We start from the raw sequence: 17,971 nt of genomic DNA, 5'->3' as shown, positions 1-17,971 counted from the left end.
CGATCCTCTCTCACCGCGCACCCTTCCAAGCGGCACCGAGCGCGGCCAGAGCGTCCTGATTCAGGCCCGACGCGCTCATCGGCGCGTGACTGTGGGCATCCACCGGAACCGCCTGCGGCTCAGCCGCTTCGGCTTGCACAGTGCTGCCGAACGTGGCCGTCATCTCGGAGGCCGAAACCCCCGCCGCCGCAGCGATATCCGCAGCCGTCACTCCGGCGGCCAGCGCCCCGTCCACAGCTTCCGCCAACTCGGTCACGGTCATGCACTCGAACACCAACTGCGGCGACAGCGGCAACCCAACCTCATTGGCCCGCACCGACCACTGAATCGAGATCACACTGTCCCCACCCAGCGCGAAGAAGTTGTCCTCCCCACCGACCTCGTCCAGCTCCAGTTCGAGCAGCTCGGCGAGTATGGTCCGCAACTGCAGCTCGGTATCGTTTCGGCCTGTGGCCGTGTGGGATTCGGCCGATCGCGCGGCAGCGGGACGGACGGCGGGCCGCTCCCGCTCGATGGCGAATTCGAGTTCGCCATGAATCGTCCAGCGCGCCCGCTCCCCCGTCCGGACCAGATTTTCGCCCGGGGTGGCCGCGCCGACATGGGCGGTTCCCACGACGCCGGGCGGAACAGACCGTTCGTTGGCGTCGAGCACCAGCACGCGCGCACCGGCTGCCGGTGTCGCGGCGGCCGTTTCGTCGAGCGGGCCACGCGCCGCCACACCCGGGAATCCCGGCGCCACGTACGCGTAGGCGGCGGTGGAGTTGGAGGACAGCGCGGGAAGTAGGTCGGGAAGTGCAGCAGGCCAGTCGATTCCGAGCACCTCCCAATGCCGCACCGACGGCAGCATGGAAATACCGGTGTGCACGAAGCGAGCCAGGGTGCCGGGATCGGCCGCCACCCGGTCGGGCCGGTGAGTGGTGATCAGATCGACCAATGCGGTCGGGTCCTGCCGCTGCGCATCGTCGGCGATGATCACGGTCGCGCCGGAAGCGAGGGCGGCCACCAACTCGACATTCAGCTCGGTGCTGCCCCACGGAGCCGCGACCAGTCGGATCCGTGAGTCGCTGAGGCCCGCGTCGATCACGAGGCCCTCGACGGCGGATAGATCCAGACGATCGAGAAGCTCACCGTAGGTGAGCGTTTCGGCACCGCAATGCACGACCGCTGCATCGGCGGACACGGCGCGGGCGCGATCCAGAACCGCGGCGACATCCAACACCTCGGCGGGCCCGGTTCCCCAGTCCTCGACAGCCTGCCGCTCCTGGGCGGGCATCACATCCAGCTCGCTGAGCGCCAGGTCCGGGGTGTCGGCGAAGGCGGTGAGGACGCGGAGCATGCGCTGGGCGAGGAGGGGGGCGGTGGCGGGGTCGTAGAGGTCGGTGTTGATGATGACGCTGGCGTCGAAGCCGCCGTCGGGGGCGGCGAAGAAGTTGATGCTCAGGTCGAGGAGGGAGATGTCGAATTCGATGGGGAGGACGGAGAGTTCGGCCTCGCCGAGGCCTGCGTCGGCGGCGGCCCAGTCTTCCTCGCGGAAGTGCATCATGGCCTGGAACAGGGGGTTTCGGGAGCGGGAGCGGGGTGGGTTGACCGCTTCGACCACGCGTTCCAGGGGGACGTCCTGGTTGGCGTACGCGCCCAACGCAACAGCGCGGGAGCGATCCAGAAGGGTGCGGAGGGTGGGGTTGCCAGAGAGGTCGTTGCGCAGGACCACCATGTTGGCGAGGAGGCCGACCAGGTCGGCGGCGACCGGGTAGGAGCGGCCCGCGACGGGGGTGCCGAGCGGAATGTCCTCGCCCGCACCGAGTTTGTGCAGGAGGGTGACGACCGCGGCCTGGTAGAGCATGAACTCCGAGGCGCCCGCGGATTCGGCCAGGCCCTTCAGGCGGCGGCGCAGGCCGGAGGGGACGGTGAACGCGGTGACGCTGCCGCTCTTGCCGAGGACGGCCGGGCGGGGATGGTCGTGGGCGGGGTTGATCTCGTCCGGCAGACCGGCGAGGGTGTCGCGCCAGTAGTCGATGCGTTCCTGGTCCGCGGACACCAGTTCGCGCTGCCAGAGCGCGAAGTCGGCGTAGTCGAGGGCCAGCGGCTCCCAGTTCGGGGCGATGCCGGAGTCGATGCGGGTGCGGTAGGCGGTGGCCAGGTCGGCCAGGATGGTGCGGAAGGACCAGTGGTCGGCGACCATGTGGTGCACCAGCAGTGAGATGGCGTGCGAGGACTTGCCGAGCACGAAGACCTTGGGGCGCACCAGCAGTTCGGATTCGACCGCGAAGCAGTACTCGGCCGCCTCGGCCAGTTCGGCGGGCAGGCGGTCGGGATCGTCGAGGACGGTGACCAGCACATCGATCGGACCGGCCGGGAGCACCGACTGATACGGCACGCCGCCGTCCTCGGGGAAGACGGTGCGCAGCGCCTCGTGCCGGGCCACCACATCACCCAGCGCGGCCGCCAGGGCGGTGAGGTCCAGGGGACCGTCCACGCGCATGGCGAACGGGATATTGCCGACCGGGCTGGGCCCCTCCAGCTTCCGCTGGAACCACATGGCCAGCTGCGAGAACGACAGCGGAACCCGGTGCGGCCGTTCGCGTTTCGCCAGGCTCGGGGTCTCGGCGCGCACCTCGGCGGCGGGCGCGCGGTCGATCAGCGCGGCCAGGCCCGCGACGGTCGGGGTGTCGAACGGGGCGCGCACGTCGAGTTCGACGCCGAACTCCTTGCGGATCACCACGATCAGGCGGGTCGCCAGCAGCGAGTGCCCGCCGAGTTCGAAGAACGAGTCGTCCGCGCCTACCCGGTCGCGGCCGAACAGCTGCCCGAACAGGGCGGCCAGCCGAATCTCGGTGTCGGTGGCCGGTTCCCGGTAGCCGCGCGCGGCCTCGCGGGTCGGGGCGGGCAGGGCGCGCTTGTCCAGCTTGCCGTGCACGGTCAGCGGGATCTCGTCGATGACCGCGAAGGCGGCGGGCACCATGTAGTCCGGCAGGGTGGCGGCGGCGTGCGCGCGCACCTGCTCGGTGTCCACGATCGCACCGGCCGCGGGCACCACATAGGCGGCGAGCATGGCTCCGACGGCGGCATCCTCGGTGGCGATCACCACACAGTGGCCCACATCGGGATGGCTGCCGATGACGGCCTCCACCTCGCCGAGTTCGATGCGGAAGCCGCGCACCTTCACCTGTTCGTCGGCGCGGCCCACGAATTCGATCTCGCCGTCGGCATTGCGGCGGGCCAGGTCACCGGTGCGGTAGAGGCGGCCGCCCGGCAGGCCGTTGCGGTCGCCGAACGGGTCGGCCACGAAGCGCTCCGCGCTCAGGCCCGCGCGATTGAGGTAGCCGCGCGCCAATTGCTCACCGCCCAAATAGATTTCGCCGACCACGCCGGTCGGGACCAGCTGCAACGCCTCATCCAGCAGATACACGAACACATTCCGGTTCGGCGTGCCGATCGGGACGATGCGGGTGCCCTGCGGTCCCACCACATCCTGGTGCGTCGCGCACACCACGGCCTCGGTGGGCCCGTAGTGGTTGCGCAGCTCCGCGTCGAAGATGCCCGCGAACTTGTCGGCCACCTCGCCCGGCAGCGCCTCACCGCCGACCGGGACGTGACGCAGCGCCCGCCACTGGCTCACCTCCGGCAGCAGCAGGAAGGTGCTGAGCATGGACGGCACCATGTGCAGCACGGTGACGCCGCAGCGGGTGATGATCTCGGCGACATACGGAATGTCGCGGAACGCATCGGGTTTCGGGACGACCAGGCGCGCCCCCGCGGTGAAGGTGACGAAGATGTCCAGCAGGGAGGCGTCGAAGCTCACCGAAGAGGACTGCAGCAGACGGTCTTCGGCGGTCATGCCCCATTCGGCGACGAAGCCGTCGAGGTGTTCGGCGATCGCGCCGTGCGGGACCGGGACGCCCTTGGGCTTGCCGGTCGAACCCGAGGTGTAGATGACGTAGGCCAGATTGCCGGGGCGCAAGGCGCGCAGGCGGTCGGCATCGGACGGGTCATGGTCGGGCAGGTCGGCGGCCGACAGTTCGGCGGCGTCGAGTTCGACGCGGCCCAGCACCAGGCGAGGGCGGGCATCCTCGACCAGGTAGTCGATGCGGTCGTCCGGGTAGGCCGGGTCGATGGGCAGGTAGGCCGCGCCGGACTTGAGCACGGCGAGCATGCCGACCACGAATTCCACCGAGTTGGACAGGCGCAGGCCGACCACGTCCTCGGTGCCCAGGCCCTGGCGGATCAGCCAGTGCGCCAAGCGATTCGCGCGGCGGTTGAGCGCGGCGTAGGTGAGTTCCACGCCCTGGTCGGGGGCGACCACGGCAATGGCCTCGGGGGCGGCGGCGACGCGGGCCTGGAACAGGTCCACCATGGTGGCGGCCGGGGTTTCGACCACCGGGCCGCGCGAGAGCTCGAGGATGCGCGCGGCATCGGCGGCACCCAGGATGTCCAGGTCGCCGATGCGCTTGCCCGGCTCGTCCAGGGCCGCGCCGAGCAGCTGCGCGTAGTGGGCCAGCAGCTGGTCGACCAATCCGCCGTCCAGCCGGTCGATCTGGTATTCGGCCTCCAGGTACGCACCGGTCGGCTCGAGCACGACGGCCAGGCTCAGCGGCAGCTGGGTCACCGGGCTGCCGAGGTCGAGCAGGGTGGCGTCGATGCCGTCGAGGGCGAAGCCGTCGGCGCTCTTGCGGACGCTGAAGCCCAGGCGGACCAGCTGATCCAGGCCGTCCTTGCCACCCAGGCGGTCCGGATTGGCCTCGCGGACAACACGATCGATGCCGACGCCCTGGTGCGCGAACGCGCCCAGGCAGGTGTCGCGGACGGCATCGGTGAAGGCGGCGAAGCTGTCACGGGCGGTGAGGGTGGCGCGCAGCAGCAGGGTATTGCCGAAGTAGCCGATCAGGGATTCGGCAATGGCATTGCGGCGCACCGTGACCGGGACCGAGACCAGGAAGTCGCCCGCGGCGGTGTAGCGGTGAACGATCGCCTCGTAGGCGGCCAGCAGCACCATGAACGGGGTGGCCGAGCGGTCACGGGCGAAGGCGTCCACCCGCCGCATCAGATCGCCCGACAGGGCGAGCGTGCGGCGCTCGGCCTTGCGGGAGGCGGAATCGACCGATTTGCCGGGCAATTCGAGCGACTCCGGCAAGGGGCGGAGGGCGCCGCGCCAGTACTCGAGATCGGCGTCCGATGCCACGGTGTCGACATCGAAAACCTCGACATCGGCGAATTGACCAGGGAGAGCGTGGAGTTCGCCGCCAAGGTAGGCGGTGTTGAGCTCACCGAAGAACACGCCCCAGGAGTCGTCGTCCCAGCAGATGTGGTGGGCGACGAGAATCAGCGCGAACTCCTCGGCCGCGAGACGCACGAGGGTGAGACGCAACGGCGACTCCACCGACAGGTCGAAGGGACGGCTGAATTCCCTGCGCGCCAGCACTTCCAGGCGACGCGACCGGCTTCCCTCGGGCAGCTCGCTCAGGTCGTGGGACTCCCAGCCGGGAGCGAGATCCGCGCGGGCGATCTGGTACGGCTCACCATCCTCGCCGAGACCGTAAGTGGTGCGCAGAATGTCGTGCCGAGCGGCGACCGCATCGACCGCCGCATGGAACCGATCGGCATCCAACGCGCCCGAGAGCCGGTAGGCCACACAGATATTGAGCGTGGTGTCCGCCGGATCACGGGTCTGCAGGAACCACATGCGCCGCTGCCCGTCCGACAGCGGGTGCCGCTCCCCCGCCGTGGCGCGGGCCGCGGGGGCGGGCGTGGCGGTCGCCGCGGCGACACCGCTCTCGGCTATCCGCCGGCGCAGCAGCTCCTTGCGGCGCTCCAGCAGGGTCTTGGCATCGTTCGCCATGTCTCGTCTCGCTCCTGAAAGTATGTCGTCCGACTTACGCCTGGCTGGTGGCCATCAACCGGACGACATCGTCCAGCGACGCGCCGCCCAGGATCGCCGCCACCGGCAGATCCCGGTTCAGCTCCACCCGCACCCGCTTGCGGAAGTCCAAGGCCTGCAAGGAATCCAGCCCGAGCGCCACCAACGGGACGGAGGTGTCGAAGGCGTCGGTGTCCGCGCCCATGACCTTCCCCAACTGCCGCCGCACCTGCTCGGCCAGATTCACGGAGCCCGCACCGGATGCTCCGCCGTCGACCGCCCCGGCTCCCGTCATCGCTCCCGTCATTCCGGCGTGCTTTTGGCCGGAATCCACTGCGTCGTCGTGGATCCCAGCCAAAAGCACGCTGGGATGACGAGGGACTGCACTGGAATGGCGAGGGGCGGCGCTGGTCTGGCCAGAGGCAGCGTCGTCCTTCGGTACCACCGCTTCTTCGACAGCCGCGGCGGCGATCACGTCGTCGAGCAGCGGGCCTTGGCCGATCGCGGCCATGAGGGCCTGCACGTCGGCCCAGTCGGCGGCGGCGACCAGGCGGTTGTCCGCGCCGCGGTGGTCGGCGTGTTCGGTGAAGCCGAGTTCGAGAGCATCGGCGGCCCGCATCGGCGTGACACCGGCGGCTTGCACCGGTCCGGTGCCGACCGCGTGCAACGGACCCTCGAGATCCCACAGTCCCCACTGCATGGCGACCGCGTCGACGCCCTGCGCACGCAGGCGGCGAGCCAGCACGTCGAGCATGCGATTGACGGTGGCGTAGAGGATCTGGCCGCGACCGCCGAAGGTGGCGGCGGCCGAGGAGCACAGCACGATCCGTGCGTCGGCGGTCCGAGGCCAGGCCTTCAGCATGTGCTCGGTGCCGTAGATCTTGGAACCGGCCATCTCCCGGAACTTCTCGGGGGTGACGTCGGCCAGCTCGGCGCGCACGTAGTTGACGCCCGCGTGCACGATGACGGTGGCCGGAACCTGCTGCCGCTCCGCCCGTTCCAGCACCGCGTCGGCATCGGCGACATCGCAGGACTCGACGATGATCTCGGTGTCGCCCGACGCCCGGATCGGGCGCAAGCGGCGGGTCACCGCATCGGTCTCGCCGGAACGGCTGAGCAGGGTGATGCGATCGGCGCCGCGCTCGGCGTAGTAAGCACAGAACTCCACGCCGAGCGTGCCGGTGCCGCCGATGATCACGACGTGCGAGAGATCGGCGTCGCGGGCCGGACCGGGCTGCGCGGCATCGACTTCCAGCCGCTTGGCGTACACCGCGCCGTCACGCAGCGCGAGCTCCGGCTCGTTCTTGACGTGCACCGCACGCACCAGCGCCGCCGCCTGGCTCGCATCCGCCTGTCCCACCGCGAGATCCACCCGCCGGAAGGCGATACCCAGCGACTCCATGCCCAGGCAGCGGAATCCGGCGGTGACCGCGCCGTGGAACTGGTGCGGAGCCGGATCCGTCGCGACGATCTGCTCGCCGCCCACTGTGACCAGCCAGCAGTTGGTGACTCCGGCCAGATCCGGCAGCCACGACGGCTCGGAGAAGAACGCGGCGGCTTCCTCGACAGCGGCCGAGGCATCCAACTCCGGCAACTCGGGCAGCAGGATCACCACGGTGTCGTAAGCGTCAGCGGCCGTGTCGGTTTCGCCGTTCAGAACGCGCGCCGAACCGCCGTGGTTGTGGGCTGCGGTGCACAGCGCCGCAGCCAGCTCCGGGTTGCGGCCGGTGTGGTCCACGACTAGCAGATCGCGCGGCGGGACCAGCGAGCGCTTGTCGAGGCGGACCCAGTTCTCCGCCAGGCGGTGCGGGCGGCGGTGGGTCGGCTCGGGGGTGGGCTGGCCGGCGGGCGGTGTGAAGGCCGCCCACAGGCGCTGGGGGTTCATGACGGTGTTGGGGAAGTCGCGCAGGGGCAGGCTCACCGTGCCGGTGTCCGTGCGGAGGGACTGCCAGTCGTAGGTGAGGTCGTGGACGGCGACGGTGGCCAGGTTGCGGGTGAAGTCGCGCAGGCTGTCGGCGGTGCGTAGGGAGGTGCCCAGGACGCGGAAGTCGCGCGGCGGGAGGGCCGGATCCTGCGGGACCAGGCCGAGGTTCTCCTGGACGGCGAGCTGCAGGGTCGGGTGTTCGGCGACCTCGACGAAGGTGTCGATGCCGTCCACGGCGGCGGACACGATGGCGCGGTCGAAGCGGACGCGATTGCGCAGGTTCCAGAACCAGTACTGCTCGTGCTCGAGGTCGGGGGTGATCGCCGCGCCCAGAGTCGCTCCGTAGCAGGGGATCTCACCGGCGCTGAAGGTCGGCGCGCTCATCTCCGCGCCGAGGAAGTTCTCGAAGTCGGTGCGCAACTCGGCCACGATCGAGGTGTGCGCCGGGTAGGCGACCTGGATCTCCTTGGCGAACTTGCCCTTGGCCTGCGCGGCGGCGACCATGTCGACGATGGTGTCCCGGTCGCCCGAGATGGCCAGGATGTGTGGCGAATTCACCACCGACAGCTCGGCCCAGCCGGAGTGGCGGGCCAGCAGGGCCTCCACCTCTTCCCGGTCCATGCCGAGTACGGCCATCGAATAGCCGCGCGGGGAAATGCGTTCCACCAGCCGCGCGCGCTCGGTGACCGCCATGACGGCGTCGCGGCGGGTCATCACCCGCGCCACCCAGCCCGCGGCCAGCTCACCCTGGCTGTGCCCGATGGCGGCTGCCGGCTCGACGCCGAAGGCCCGCCACATGGCGGCCAGGCCGGTCATATGGAACATCAACGCGGGCTGGACTTCCCACACCGTGTTCTCGAAACGGCCCTCGTCGCCGAGCAGGTAGTGCAGCGGCTGGGCGTGTCCGTAGTGCTCGCGGTGCAGTTCGGCGCAAGCGTCCACCTCGTCCCGGTAGGCCTGGGAGAGGCCGCAGTACAGCTTGCCCATGCCGGGGCGCTGACTGCCCTGGCCGGGGAAGACGAAGCCGGTCCGGCGGGCGGTGGCCGCACCGAGGCTCGCCACCACGGCGGGATGCTCGGTGTCGGCGGCGATGGATTCGAGTGCCGTCAGCAACTCGTCGCGACCCGACACCATGGCGAGTGCCCGGCGGCGGCGCGCGGCGCGCGTGCGGAACAGCATGTCCGCCACACGATCCGGCGTCACTTCTGGCCGGTCCGCCAGGTAGCGGGCGAGCTGCGCCGCCTCGGCCCGCAGCCCGTCGGCAGTCTCGGAAGACAGCAGGACCGGAACGGTGCCGTCGGGAAGCCGGTACTCAGACATGGAGATCCTCCGAAACAGGCATGGCGAGCACGGCATGCGCATTGGTTCCCGCGACACCGAAGGACGAGACGGCCCCGTAGCGCACGCCGTCGACCGGCTCCCACGGGGTGAGCTCGGTGGCCAGGCGCAGGCTGGTGGCGTCCCAGTCGACCTTGTCGGTGGGATTGTCGGCGAACAGGGTCGGCGCGATCTGGCCGTTCTGCCCGCACAGCAACACCTTGATCAGGCCGAGCATGCCGGAGGCCGCCTGGGTGTGGCCGATATTGGATTTCACCGAGCCAAGCAGCGGACCCGCAGTGCGCGCGGGTGCGCCGTAAGCGTTTGCAAGAGCGGTCAATTCGAGCGGATCGCCGACCGGGGTACCGGTGCCGTGGCCCTCGATCAGACCGACGGCGTCGGCGCTGATGCCCGCAGCCTCCAGGGTCTTCTCGATGAGGCGCTGCTGCGCAACGGAACTCGGCACGGCCAGCGGCGCGCCCTTGCCGTTGTGGTTGACCCGGGTGCCCAGCACCCGCGCATAGACGTGGTGGCCGAGCACTCGCGCCCGCGATTCCCGTTCCAGCACAACGACACCCGCGCCCTCACCCCACAGGGTCCCGGTCGCGTCGGCGGCATAGGCCCGGCAGTGACCGTCAGCGGCCAGCGCGTTGTTTTTGGAGAACTCGTAGAAGGCGGCGGGTGAACCCATGACACAGACGCCACCGGCCAGCGCCCACTCGCATTCGTCATTGCGAATCGCGTTGGCGGCCAGGTGCAGTGCGGTCAGCGACGACGCGCAGGCGGTGTCCACGCTCATGGACGGCCCGGTCAGCCCGAGCCCGTGCGAAATGCGCCCGGCCACCGCGCCCAACGCGGTGCCGGTCACCCGGTACCCGCTGTAGTCGGTGACCGCGGCCGACGCCGGTCCGTACTCGTTGATGGACGCGCCCATGAAGCACCCGACCTCGGCACCGTCCAGCGAGCCGGGATTGATGCCCGCGTTCTCCAGCGCCCGCCAGGCCACCCGCATGCCGACCCGCTGCTGCGGATCCATGGACACGGCCTCGCGCGGGGTGATGCCGAAGAACATCGGATCGAATTCCGTTGCCCCATCGAGGAATCCGCCCGCATCGGGCACCCGGGTCCAGCCCTCCACCTGATGCAGCGACAGCAACTGTTCCAGCGGCCACTCCCGATCGCGGGGGAACGCGCCGATGAGCTCGCGCGCCTGCGCCAGCGCCGACCAGTAGGCGGGCAGCGTCTCCACGCCGCCCGGCGCCTCGATCGCCATGCCCGCGATGACGATGGGATCCACGTCCGCCATGCCGCTCACCCGACGGTATTCAGCGACGGGACGAGCAGTTCGGCAATGCCCTCGGTGTGCTCGTTGAGGTAGAAGTGGCCGCCGTCGAAGACGGTCACCTCCAACTCCTGCTCGGTGTGGTTCGCCCAGCCGTACAGATCGCGCGGCGTCACGAAGGGATCCTCCACGCCGCCGAGCACCTGAATCCTGGCCCGCACCTTCACATCCGGCGCGCACGCGTACGCGTCGAAGGCGCGGTAGTCGGCCTTCACCACCGGCAGTGCCATGCGCATCACCTCGCGGCTGCCCAGCACGTCCGCGCCGGTGCCCTCCAGCCGTCCCAGGTGATCGAGGATCTGCTCGTCCTCGGTGGGATGCGGCGGCAGTTCGGCGGCCCGGCCCGGCGACACCGCCGCCGACGGGGCCAGCAGCCGCACCTCGCGGCCCGCCGCTTCGGCGGCCCGCACCAGCTCGAAGGCCACCATCGCACCCATGCTGTGCCCGAACACGGTCAGCGGCAGCCCGCGATCATGCTCGGAGGCAACGTAATCCGCGAACGCACCCGCGCCGAGTTCGGTCAGCGTGGTCGCCGCCGCCTCTCGCGCCCGATCCTGGCGGCCCGGGTACTGGAAGACGACGACATCGAAGTACCGGCTGAACACCTTCGAGAACGCCCGGTAGCTGGACGCGCCCGCACCCGCGTGCGGGCAGATCAGCAGCGGCGGAAGCCCTTCCGCCGCGGGTTTGTGGAACTGCCGGACCCAGCCGAGCTGTGCTGCCATGACCTGAACTCCTACTCGGCCGAATCGGTGAGATAGCCGCCGCGCGCGAAGAATTCGCCCGCCGCGTGTTCCTGCCCGTCGGCGGTGCGCACCCGGGTGATGACCAGTGCGGCATTGCCGCCCCGGAACGCCTCCGGACCGCAGACCACGGCCGCGCCGCCGTCCAGCACCACGACCCGTCCCGGCGTTCCACCGCAATTGAATTCGGCGACGCGGGCGGCCAGCACCTCGATGCGCTCACCGCGGTAGTAGGTGAAGGCGGGCGGATACGGCGCGGACAGGGCGCGCACGAAACGCTCGAGATCCACGGCGGGCCACGACCAGTCGATGCGGCTGTCGCGGTCGGCACGCTTGTGGAAGTAGGTGCGCTCGGCCGGATTCTGCGGCCGCCACACGGCGGTGCCGCTCTCCACCGCGTCGAGCGCCTCGTTCACGGCATCCGGGATGAGTTCCATTCCGGCCAGCACCAATTCGGTGCCGGTGACATCGGGCCCGATGGGCAGTCGCTTCTGCACCAGGATATCGCCGGTGTCGAGGTTCTCGTCCATGCGGTGTACGGTCAGCCCGGTCTCGGTCTCACCGCTGATCAGCGCCCACAGCACCGGCGAGAATCCGGTGAATTTGGGCAGCAGCGAATCGTGCAGGTTGAGGGTGCCGTGCGGGGGCAGGTTGTACAGCTCCTCGGGCATCCAGGTGTACCAGCTGTTCACCACGATCACGTCCGGCTCGGCCCGCTTGACCAGATCGATGGTCTCGGCGTCCGCCCGTTCGGTGAGGTGCACCGGAATCCCGTGCTCCCGGGCCAGCTCCTCGACCGAATCCGACCACATGGCCTTGTAGGTGGATTCCGCGGCCGGGTGGGTGACCGCCAGCACCACCTCGTGGCGCGAATCGATCAGGGCCTGCAGGGTTTTCCGGCCCCAGGTCTGGAAGCCGAACGAGACGATACGCATTGAACCGAACCTCATCTTTGCTCGAAGTAAGCTAAGCCTAACCTATTTACCAAGCCGGTTGTGCGCGGCACCCACGGCCGCGCTCCGGACCAGCTCCGGCGCACACGCCAGCACCCGGTCCGAAAGTTCGCCCAGGCAGCTCAGATTGGGGAAGCCCGGACCCTGGGCCAACGCCGCCATATTCGGCAGGTAGAGCTTGGCCTCGACACCGGTGACGGCCAGGTCGTAGCCGATGGCGGCCTCCAGGCGCGCCTGATCCACCGGGCCGCCGACGGCCAGCTCCAGCAGGTCCGCGGCATCGGTGTCGAAAAGCTCCAGGAACCACAGCGATTCGCCGCCGGTCGCGTCCACCACCAGATCGAAGGTGTGCACCTGATCGGGGCGGGTCTCGTTGCGCAGGGTCAGCGCCACCGCCTCGTCGCGCGCGGCCACCCGGACCACGCGGCCCTGCAGGTGATGCACGCGGCTGTCGGCGAGCAGGTTCTCCTGAACCCGGACCGAGAAGACGCCGCGATCGGTGCGGCGGATGACATCGCGGCGTTCCTCGAGGCTCAGCGCGGGCCACTTCACCGGATCGCTGAACAGCGCGTTCTCGAAATAGCTTTCGCCGCGGGTGTAGATGGTGGCCTTGGGCGAGATGACCGAGACGGTGAGCACATCGTGGCGGACCAGCTCGTCCATGGCCGAGCCCGCGGTCTCACCGCCGCCGATCACCGCGGCCCGCGAGGAGACCGGCAGCTGACGCTTGGCGGCCAGATCCCAGAACTCGGAGATGCTCAGCACCCGGGGATGATTCGCGAGGGCGCGGCGGCTGTTGCCGGGGCCGGTGATCATCAAGCGGTCGGCGTCCAGCGTGCTCGACTTGCCGTCGGCGTCCTCCACGGTGACCAGCCAGCCGTCGGCCGCGGCGGAAATCGTTCGGACCGAACCCATTACGATCTCGACGCCGGTGCGGCGGGCGACCCATTGCAGGTAGTCGGCCCACAGGGTGTGCTGTGGGCTGGGCCGGCCGCGGTCCACCCACTCGGCGTAGGTGCCGTGCTCGACCAGGTAGGCGGTCCAGCTGAAGGCCCGCATGGCCGCGTCGATATCGCGATTGCGGCCGCGCGCCCAGGTGGAGTGATACGGGAAGCCGACATCCTTCTCCGGGCTGGTGCCCAGGCGGTGGCGACCGTCGGTCCAACCGCCGCTGGGCAGCCAGTTGCCGCCCACCGCATGGGATTCGACGACGACCACGCGCGGCGCGGGCAGGCCGAGTTCCCGCAGGACGTACGCCTTGGCCGCCACGGCCATGGCCTTGGGACCGGCTCCGACCACGAGAAGTGTGTCCACTGATGCTCCTGCTTTCCCGGCGGCATGCGTCCGATGTGATGGCAGCCACTTTGCAGCTACCCCCACGGCGGGCCCGGCGAAAAGGCCGATCGGGGAAGGAGATCGGATGACGCGCTTCCAAACCGTGGGGTCTTATGTTTGCATAGGCTTACCTTATATTGGTCGGGACCCGGTTCTAGCGCAAGCCCTTGGATCGGACGCCTGACCGAAAACGATGGGAATACGAATGATCAAGTCCATGCCCTCGCAGACCAACAGATTGCGTCGCATCGCGGTGGCGGCCGTCGCCGTCGCCGCCGTCCTGGGCGGCACTGCCGCCACCGTCGCCCCCGCCTCCGCGCTGCCGGTCGCCGCGCCGGTCAAGGCCGCGAATCCCGGTGTGGGAGAGCTGCAGTCGAAGCTCGCGCTGCTGCTGAACACCGGCGCCTCGCGTGCCGCGCGCGCCAACGAGCTGGAGGCCGGCGAGGCCGGACTGCCGCTGATCGACCAGGTCGCCACCGTCGTCGCCGCCGCCCCGCCGAGCTTCAAGTACACCGTGCTGGGACCGGTGAACGTCTCCGGCGACACCCTCAGCACCGGTTTCCAGACCTCCATCGACGGCTTCGACCCGTGGAACTGGACCCTCACCTGGCGTGACATCGACGGCACCTGGAAGCTGACCCGCGACTCCGAGTGCACCGTGGCGAGCATCGCCTACCTGCCCTGCAGCCTCTGACAAACGCGTAGCAGCGAATCCCGGGCATCCGATGGATGCCCGGGCTTTCGCCTGCCCGGAAACGGTTTTCGACTACACGGTGACGCGCTCCAGACGCCAGCCCGAGGCGCGGGTGCGCTCGTTCCAGAAGTCGGCATAGCGACCGTCCAGAGCCAGCAGTTCCGCGTGCGTGCCGCGTTCGACGATGCGGCCGCCGTCCATGAACAGGATCTGATCCGCGTGCGCGATGGTGGCCAGGCGATGCGCCACCACGAGAACCGTTCTGCCGCGCGTGAGTTCGTGCACACCGCGCACCACGACCGCCTCGTTGTGCGGATCCAGGGCACTGGTGGCCTCGTCCAGCAGCACGATCGGGGCGTCCTTGACCAGGGCGCGGGCGATCGAAACCCGCTGGCGCTCACCGCCGGACAGTGCCGAGCCGCCCTCACCGACCGCGGTCTGCCAGCCGTCGGGCAGGCGCGCGGCGATCTCGTCGACCCGCGCGACCGCTCCCGCCTTCAGCACCTCGTGGTCGGTGGCGTCGGGTCGGCCGACCCGAATGTTCTCCAGCACAGAGCGATCGAAGAGATAGACGTTCTGGAAGACCAGAGCCAGCTGATTCAGCAGCGTCTCGGTCGGCTGATCGCGGACGTCGTGGCCGCCGACCGCGACGCGACCGGAATCGGCGTCGTGGAAGCGAGCGGCCAGGCGCAGCAGCGTGGACTTGCCCGCGCCGCTGGGGCCCACGATGGCCGTGGTCGTGCCGGGCTCGGCGGTGAAGGTGACGTCGGTGAGCACCGGCTTGCCGGGGCCGTAGCCGAAGGTGACGCCGTCGAACTCCACGCGCGGCGCGACCGGCGTCACGGTCGAATCCGGCTGCGGCAGGGACGGTTCCGATAGCAGTCCGGTGACGCGGTCGGCGGCGGCCGCGGCGGTGCGCAGCGCGCCGCCCAGCTGTGCGGCCTGGGTCAGCGGCTCGATGAAGCGGGAGCTCACCGCGATCAGGGCGATGGCCGCGGCGGCCGAGATCGCGCCGTCGGTGGCCCGGCCGACCAGCAGGTAGACCAGCACCAGGAAGATCGCCTGCACCACCAAGGAGAACACGATCAGGCCGGGGACGGCGGCGATGAGCAGGCCCGAGGCCGCCTTCCGCTGCCGGGCCAGCGCCGCGTCCAGGCCCCGATTGCCGGCGCCGACCGCGCCCAGCGACCGCAGCACCGGTTGCGCCTGAGCGAATTCCAGGACCCGCGCATTGGCCTCGGTCGCCGCCTCGTGCATGCGCTCGTCGGCGGAGACATAGGAACGGTTCGCCCACAGGTTCACCACGAACAGCACCGGCGCGGCCACCAGCATGGCCAGCGAGATGCGCCAGTCCACGAAGAGCATGCCGACGGCCACGCCCAGCGGAACCAGCACGCCGGTCAGCATTTTCGCCAGCAGATAGGCGATCAGGCCCTGCACCTCGCGCACGTTCTCGACCACCACCCGCGACAGCTCACCCGCGTGCCGATCGTCGAACCAGCCCAGCGGCAAGGCATTCAGCTGATCCCCGAGCCGAGTCTGCAAACCGTGCTGCATACCGACCCCGATCCGCAGACCGAGCAGCGACTGCACATACCCGAACACCACCACGGCCAGCACCGCCACGCCCAGCCCCAGCGTCCACCACCAGGCCCGGCGGAGATCGTCATCGAACAATGCCTGCAACACCGGCACCAACAGCACGTAGGCGGTGGCCTGCGCGATCGCCTGCAACACGATGGCCAGCAGCAATCGCGGTGTCAGATGGGCGTATTCGGCCGGAATCAGCCCCAGCACCTTGCGGATCATCGGTTGACCTCCCTGCCCGCTTCGATCGAGGTAGCACTCGTCATCCCGGCGTGTTCTTGGCCGGGATCCACAGCCGCCGGGTGGATTCCGGCCAAAAGCGCGCCGGAATGACAGGGTGAATCTTCGGCGGACGCCTCGGTCGCCGCGACGGTCTCCAGCGCGGCGGCGTTGATCTCCCACAGGCGTTGGTAGAGCCCGCCCGCGGTGTGCAGGGTGGCGTGGTCGCCCTGCTCGACCAGGGTTCCGTTCTCCAGCACCAGGATTCGGTCGACGCCGGTGATGGTGTGCAGGCGGTGGGCGATCACCAGGACGGTGCGGCCCGCGACCAGTTCGGCCAGGGCGTCCTGGACCGCGGCCTCGGATTCCGGGTCGGCGAAGGCGGTGGCCTCGTCCAGCACCAGGATTGGGGTGTCGGCCAGCAGCGTGCGGGCGATCGAAAGACGTTGCGCCTCACCGCCGGACAGGATGGCGTCGACACCGATCTCGGAGTCGTAGCCGCGCGGCAGCGCCGTGATGCGGTCGTGGATGCGGGCGGCGCGGGCCGCGCGCTCGAGGGCCGCGTAATCGGCGTCGGGGCGGGCCAGGCGCAGGTTGTCGGCGACGGTGCCGCGGATCAGGCGAACGTCCTGGAAGACGAATCCGACCGTGCGATAGAGCTCTTCGCTGGGAATATCGCGAATGTCGCGGCCGCCGATGGCGATTCGGCCCGAGTTCACGTCGTAGAAGCGGGGCAGCAGCTTGGCCAGTGTCGACTTGCCCGAACCGCTGGGGCCGACCAACGCGGTCATCGTGCCGGGTGCCAGCTCCAGATCGATGCCGCGCAGGACCTGATGGTCGTCGCGGTAGCCGAAACTCACGTCCTCGAAACGGATCAGCCCGGCCGGAGCGTCTGCGGACGTGGATTCGCCGGAGCCGGAAGCCAATTCGTGGGTCTGCTGCAATTCGTGCAGCCGCAACGCGGCATCACCGGCGGTCCGCAGCGCCTGCGCACCGTAGCCCAGACCCAGCAGCGAACTGCCCAGGCCGAGCCCGACCAGCAGGAACGGCAGCAGATCCAGCGGCTCGAGCCAGTGCAGGCCGACGCCCGCCAGGCCAGCCACCACGATCAGCAGCATGACGAAGACCGGCGCGACCACGGTGTCCGACACCGACTGCACGGTCATGACCGGCATCTTCATTTGCCGCAGCCGCTCGGTCTGCGCCTCGACGGCCTCACGGAATTCGGTGTGCGCCTTGCCCGCCCGCCCGAAGGCCCGCACCACCTGGATGCCGTCCACGAATTCCACGGTGGCCGCGCGGGTGCGCTGCTCGGCGGCGTTGTAGGCCGAAAGCCGTTCGCGGCCCGGCTCGTCCAGCATGGCGCGCATGCACAGCGCGTAGATCACCAGCGGCAGCAGCAGAACCAGGGTCAGCCGCCAGTCGACCGTGGCCAGGTAGATCAGCGTGACCAGCGGGATGGTGACCGAGCCGATGAAGTCCAGGCGGGCGTGCGCCACCAGATAGTGCAGCGCCTCGACATCGTCCTGCAGGTACTTCTTCACCTCGGACGAACTGCGCGCCCCGAACCAGCCCAGCGGCACCCGGGTCAGCTTGTCGGCCAGCAGTCGGCGCAGGCTCAGCTGATAGCGCGCGTCCACGGCGTGCGACCAGGTCAGCGCCGCGGCCTGCAAGATCGCGCGGGCCACCAGCACCAGCACGGCGATGAGCAGCAGCCGCCAGACGCGATCGGTATCGGGCGAATTCGCCAGCAGCTCACGGCAGGCCGAGACGATGAGCAGGAACGGCAGCACCGAGCATACCGACGCCAGCGCGACCACCAGTCCGGCAATGCTCAGCGGGCCGCTGACGGGTGCCAGGATCTCCTTGCGCGCCAGGGCTTCTCGCTTGCGGCGGGCCTTCACCTCCGCCTTCGTGTCGGGCCCTCCCCCTTCGGCTGCCGCCGGGCCCGGGTCGATGGCCTGCGCCTCGACCGCGGGCGGTGACTCGACCGTCATCAGTCC

9 protein-coding genes are annotated in these 17,971 nt (G+C 69.7%); 1 reads left to right on the top strand and 8 read right to left on the bottom strand.

Annotated elements, in window-relative coordinates; translation table 11 throughout:
- Positions 1-10 precede the first annotated feature (10 nt).
- The 6 genes from ON43_RS05515 to ON43_RS05490 are packed head-to-tail and all read right to left on the bottom strand — an operon-like array spanning position 11 to position 13,447.
- Positions 11-5,836 (bottom strand): non-ribosomal peptide synthetase, encoded by a 5,826-nt coding sequence (locus tag ON43_RS05515; protein WP_083913177.1) that lies wholly within the window; start codon positions 5,834-5,836, stop codon positions 11-13.
- Between the two features lie 34 nt (positions 5,837-5,870).
- On the bottom strand, positions 5,871-9,098 hold the full coding sequence (gene nbtC / locus ON43_RS05510) for a nocobactin polyketide synthase NbtC (RefSeq protein WP_040804244.1): 3,228 nt from the start codon (positions 9,096-9,098) through the stop codon (positions 5,871-5,873).
- A complete protein-coding gene (locus ON43_RS05505; protein ID WP_040804355.1) occupies positions 9,091-10,401 on the bottom strand; it encodes a beta-ketoacyl [acyl carrier protein] synthase domain-containing protein in 1,311 nt (436 codons plus the stop codon). The genes nbtC and ON43_RS05505 overlap by 8 nt, the downstream gene beginning before the upstream one ends.
- Before the next feature lie 5 nt (positions 10,402-10,406).
- Positions 10,407-11,162: a thioesterase II family protein gene (locus tag ON43_RS05500; protein WP_040804242.1), complete on the bottom strand. Its 756-nt coding sequence runs from the start codon at positions 11,160-11,162 to the stop codon at positions 10,407-10,409.
- 11 nt (positions 11,163-11,173) lie between these two features.
- Positions 11,174-12,115, bottom strand: coding sequence for a methionyl-tRNA formyltransferase (locus ON43_RS05495; RefSeq protein WP_040804240.1), 942 nt, complete (start codon positions 12,113-12,115; stop codon positions 11,174-11,176).
- Positions 12,116-12,157: 42 nt separating this feature from the next.
- Positions 12,158-13,447: a SidA/IucD/PvdA family monooxygenase gene (locus tag ON43_RS05490; RefSeq protein ID WP_040804238.1), complete on the bottom strand. Its 1,290-nt coding sequence runs from the start codon at positions 13,445-13,447 to the stop codon at positions 12,158-12,160.
- Positions 13,448-13,685: 238 nt separating this feature from the next.
- Here ON43_RS05490 and ON43_RS05485 point away from each other — a divergent pair, with 238 nt between their 5' ends.
- Positions 13,686-14,162 (top strand): MTB12 C-terminal domain-containing protein, encoded by a 477-nt coding sequence (locus ON43_RS05485; RefSeq protein ID WP_040804353.1) that lies wholly within the window; start codon positions 13,686-13,688, stop codon positions 14,160-14,162.
- Positions 14,163-14,234: 72 nt separating this feature from the next.
- Here the strand turns inward: ON43_RS05485 and ON43_RS05480 are convergent, their stop codons facing one another.
- Both ON43_RS05480 and ON43_RS05475 read right to left on the bottom strand, forming a co-directional pair.
- Positions 14,235-15,971, bottom strand: coding sequence for an ABC transporter ATP-binding protein (locus ON43_RS05480; protein WP_040804236.1), 1,737 nt, complete (start codon positions 15,969-15,971; stop codon positions 14,235-14,237).
- Positions 15,968-17,965: an ABC transporter ATP-binding protein gene (locus ON43_RS05475; protein ID WP_083913176.1), complete on the bottom strand. Its 1,998-nt coding sequence runs from the start codon at positions 17,963-17,965 to the stop codon at positions 15,968-15,970. The genes ON43_RS05480 and ON43_RS05475 overlap by 4 nt, the downstream gene beginning before the upstream one ends.
- Positions 17,966-17,971 lie beyond the last annotated feature (6 nt).

It is taken from the genome of Nocardia concava NBRC 100430, assembly GCF_000308815.1.
GTDB lineage: Bacteria > Actinomycetota > Actinomycetes > Mycobacteriales > Mycobacteriaceae > Nocardia > Nocardia concava.
Note: the sequence above shows the minus strand (reverse complement) of the source record. Positions and strands in the feature narration are given on the sequence as shown.

Bases quoted from the DNA above. Each gene is read 5' to 3' on its own strand.
- ON43_RS05515 (WP_083913177.1), bottom strand. From the start codon at position 5,836: ATGGCGAACGATGCCAAGACCCTGCTGGAGCGCCGCAAGGAGCTGCTG.
- nbtC (WP_040804244.1), bottom strand. From the start codon at position 9,098: ATGTCTGAGTACCGGCTTCCCGACGGCACCGTTCCGGTCCTGCTGTCT.
- ON43_RS05505 (WP_040804355.1), bottom strand. From the start codon at position 10,401: ATGGCGGACGTGGATCCCATCGTCATCGCGGGCATGGCGATCGAGGCG.
- ON43_RS05500 (WP_040804242.1), bottom strand. From the start codon at position 11,162: ATGGCAGCACAGCTCGGCTGGGTCCGGCAGTTCCACAAACCCGCGGCG.
- ON43_RS05495 (WP_040804240.1), bottom strand. From the start codon at position 12,115: ATGCGTATCGTCTCGTTCGGCTTCCAGACCTGGGGCCGGAAAACCCTG.
- ON43_RS05485 (WP_040804353.1), top strand. From the start codon at position 13,686: ATGCCCTCGCAGACCAACAGATTGCGTCGCATCGCGGTGGCGGCCGTC.
- ON43_RS05480 (WP_040804236.1), bottom strand. From the start codon at position 15,971: ATGATCCGCAAGGTGCTGGGGCTGATTCCGGCCGAATACGCCCATCTG.
- ON43_RS05475 (WP_083913176.1), bottom strand. From the start codon at position 17,965: ATGACGGTCGAGTCACCGCCCGCGGTCGAGGCGCAGGCCATCGACCCG.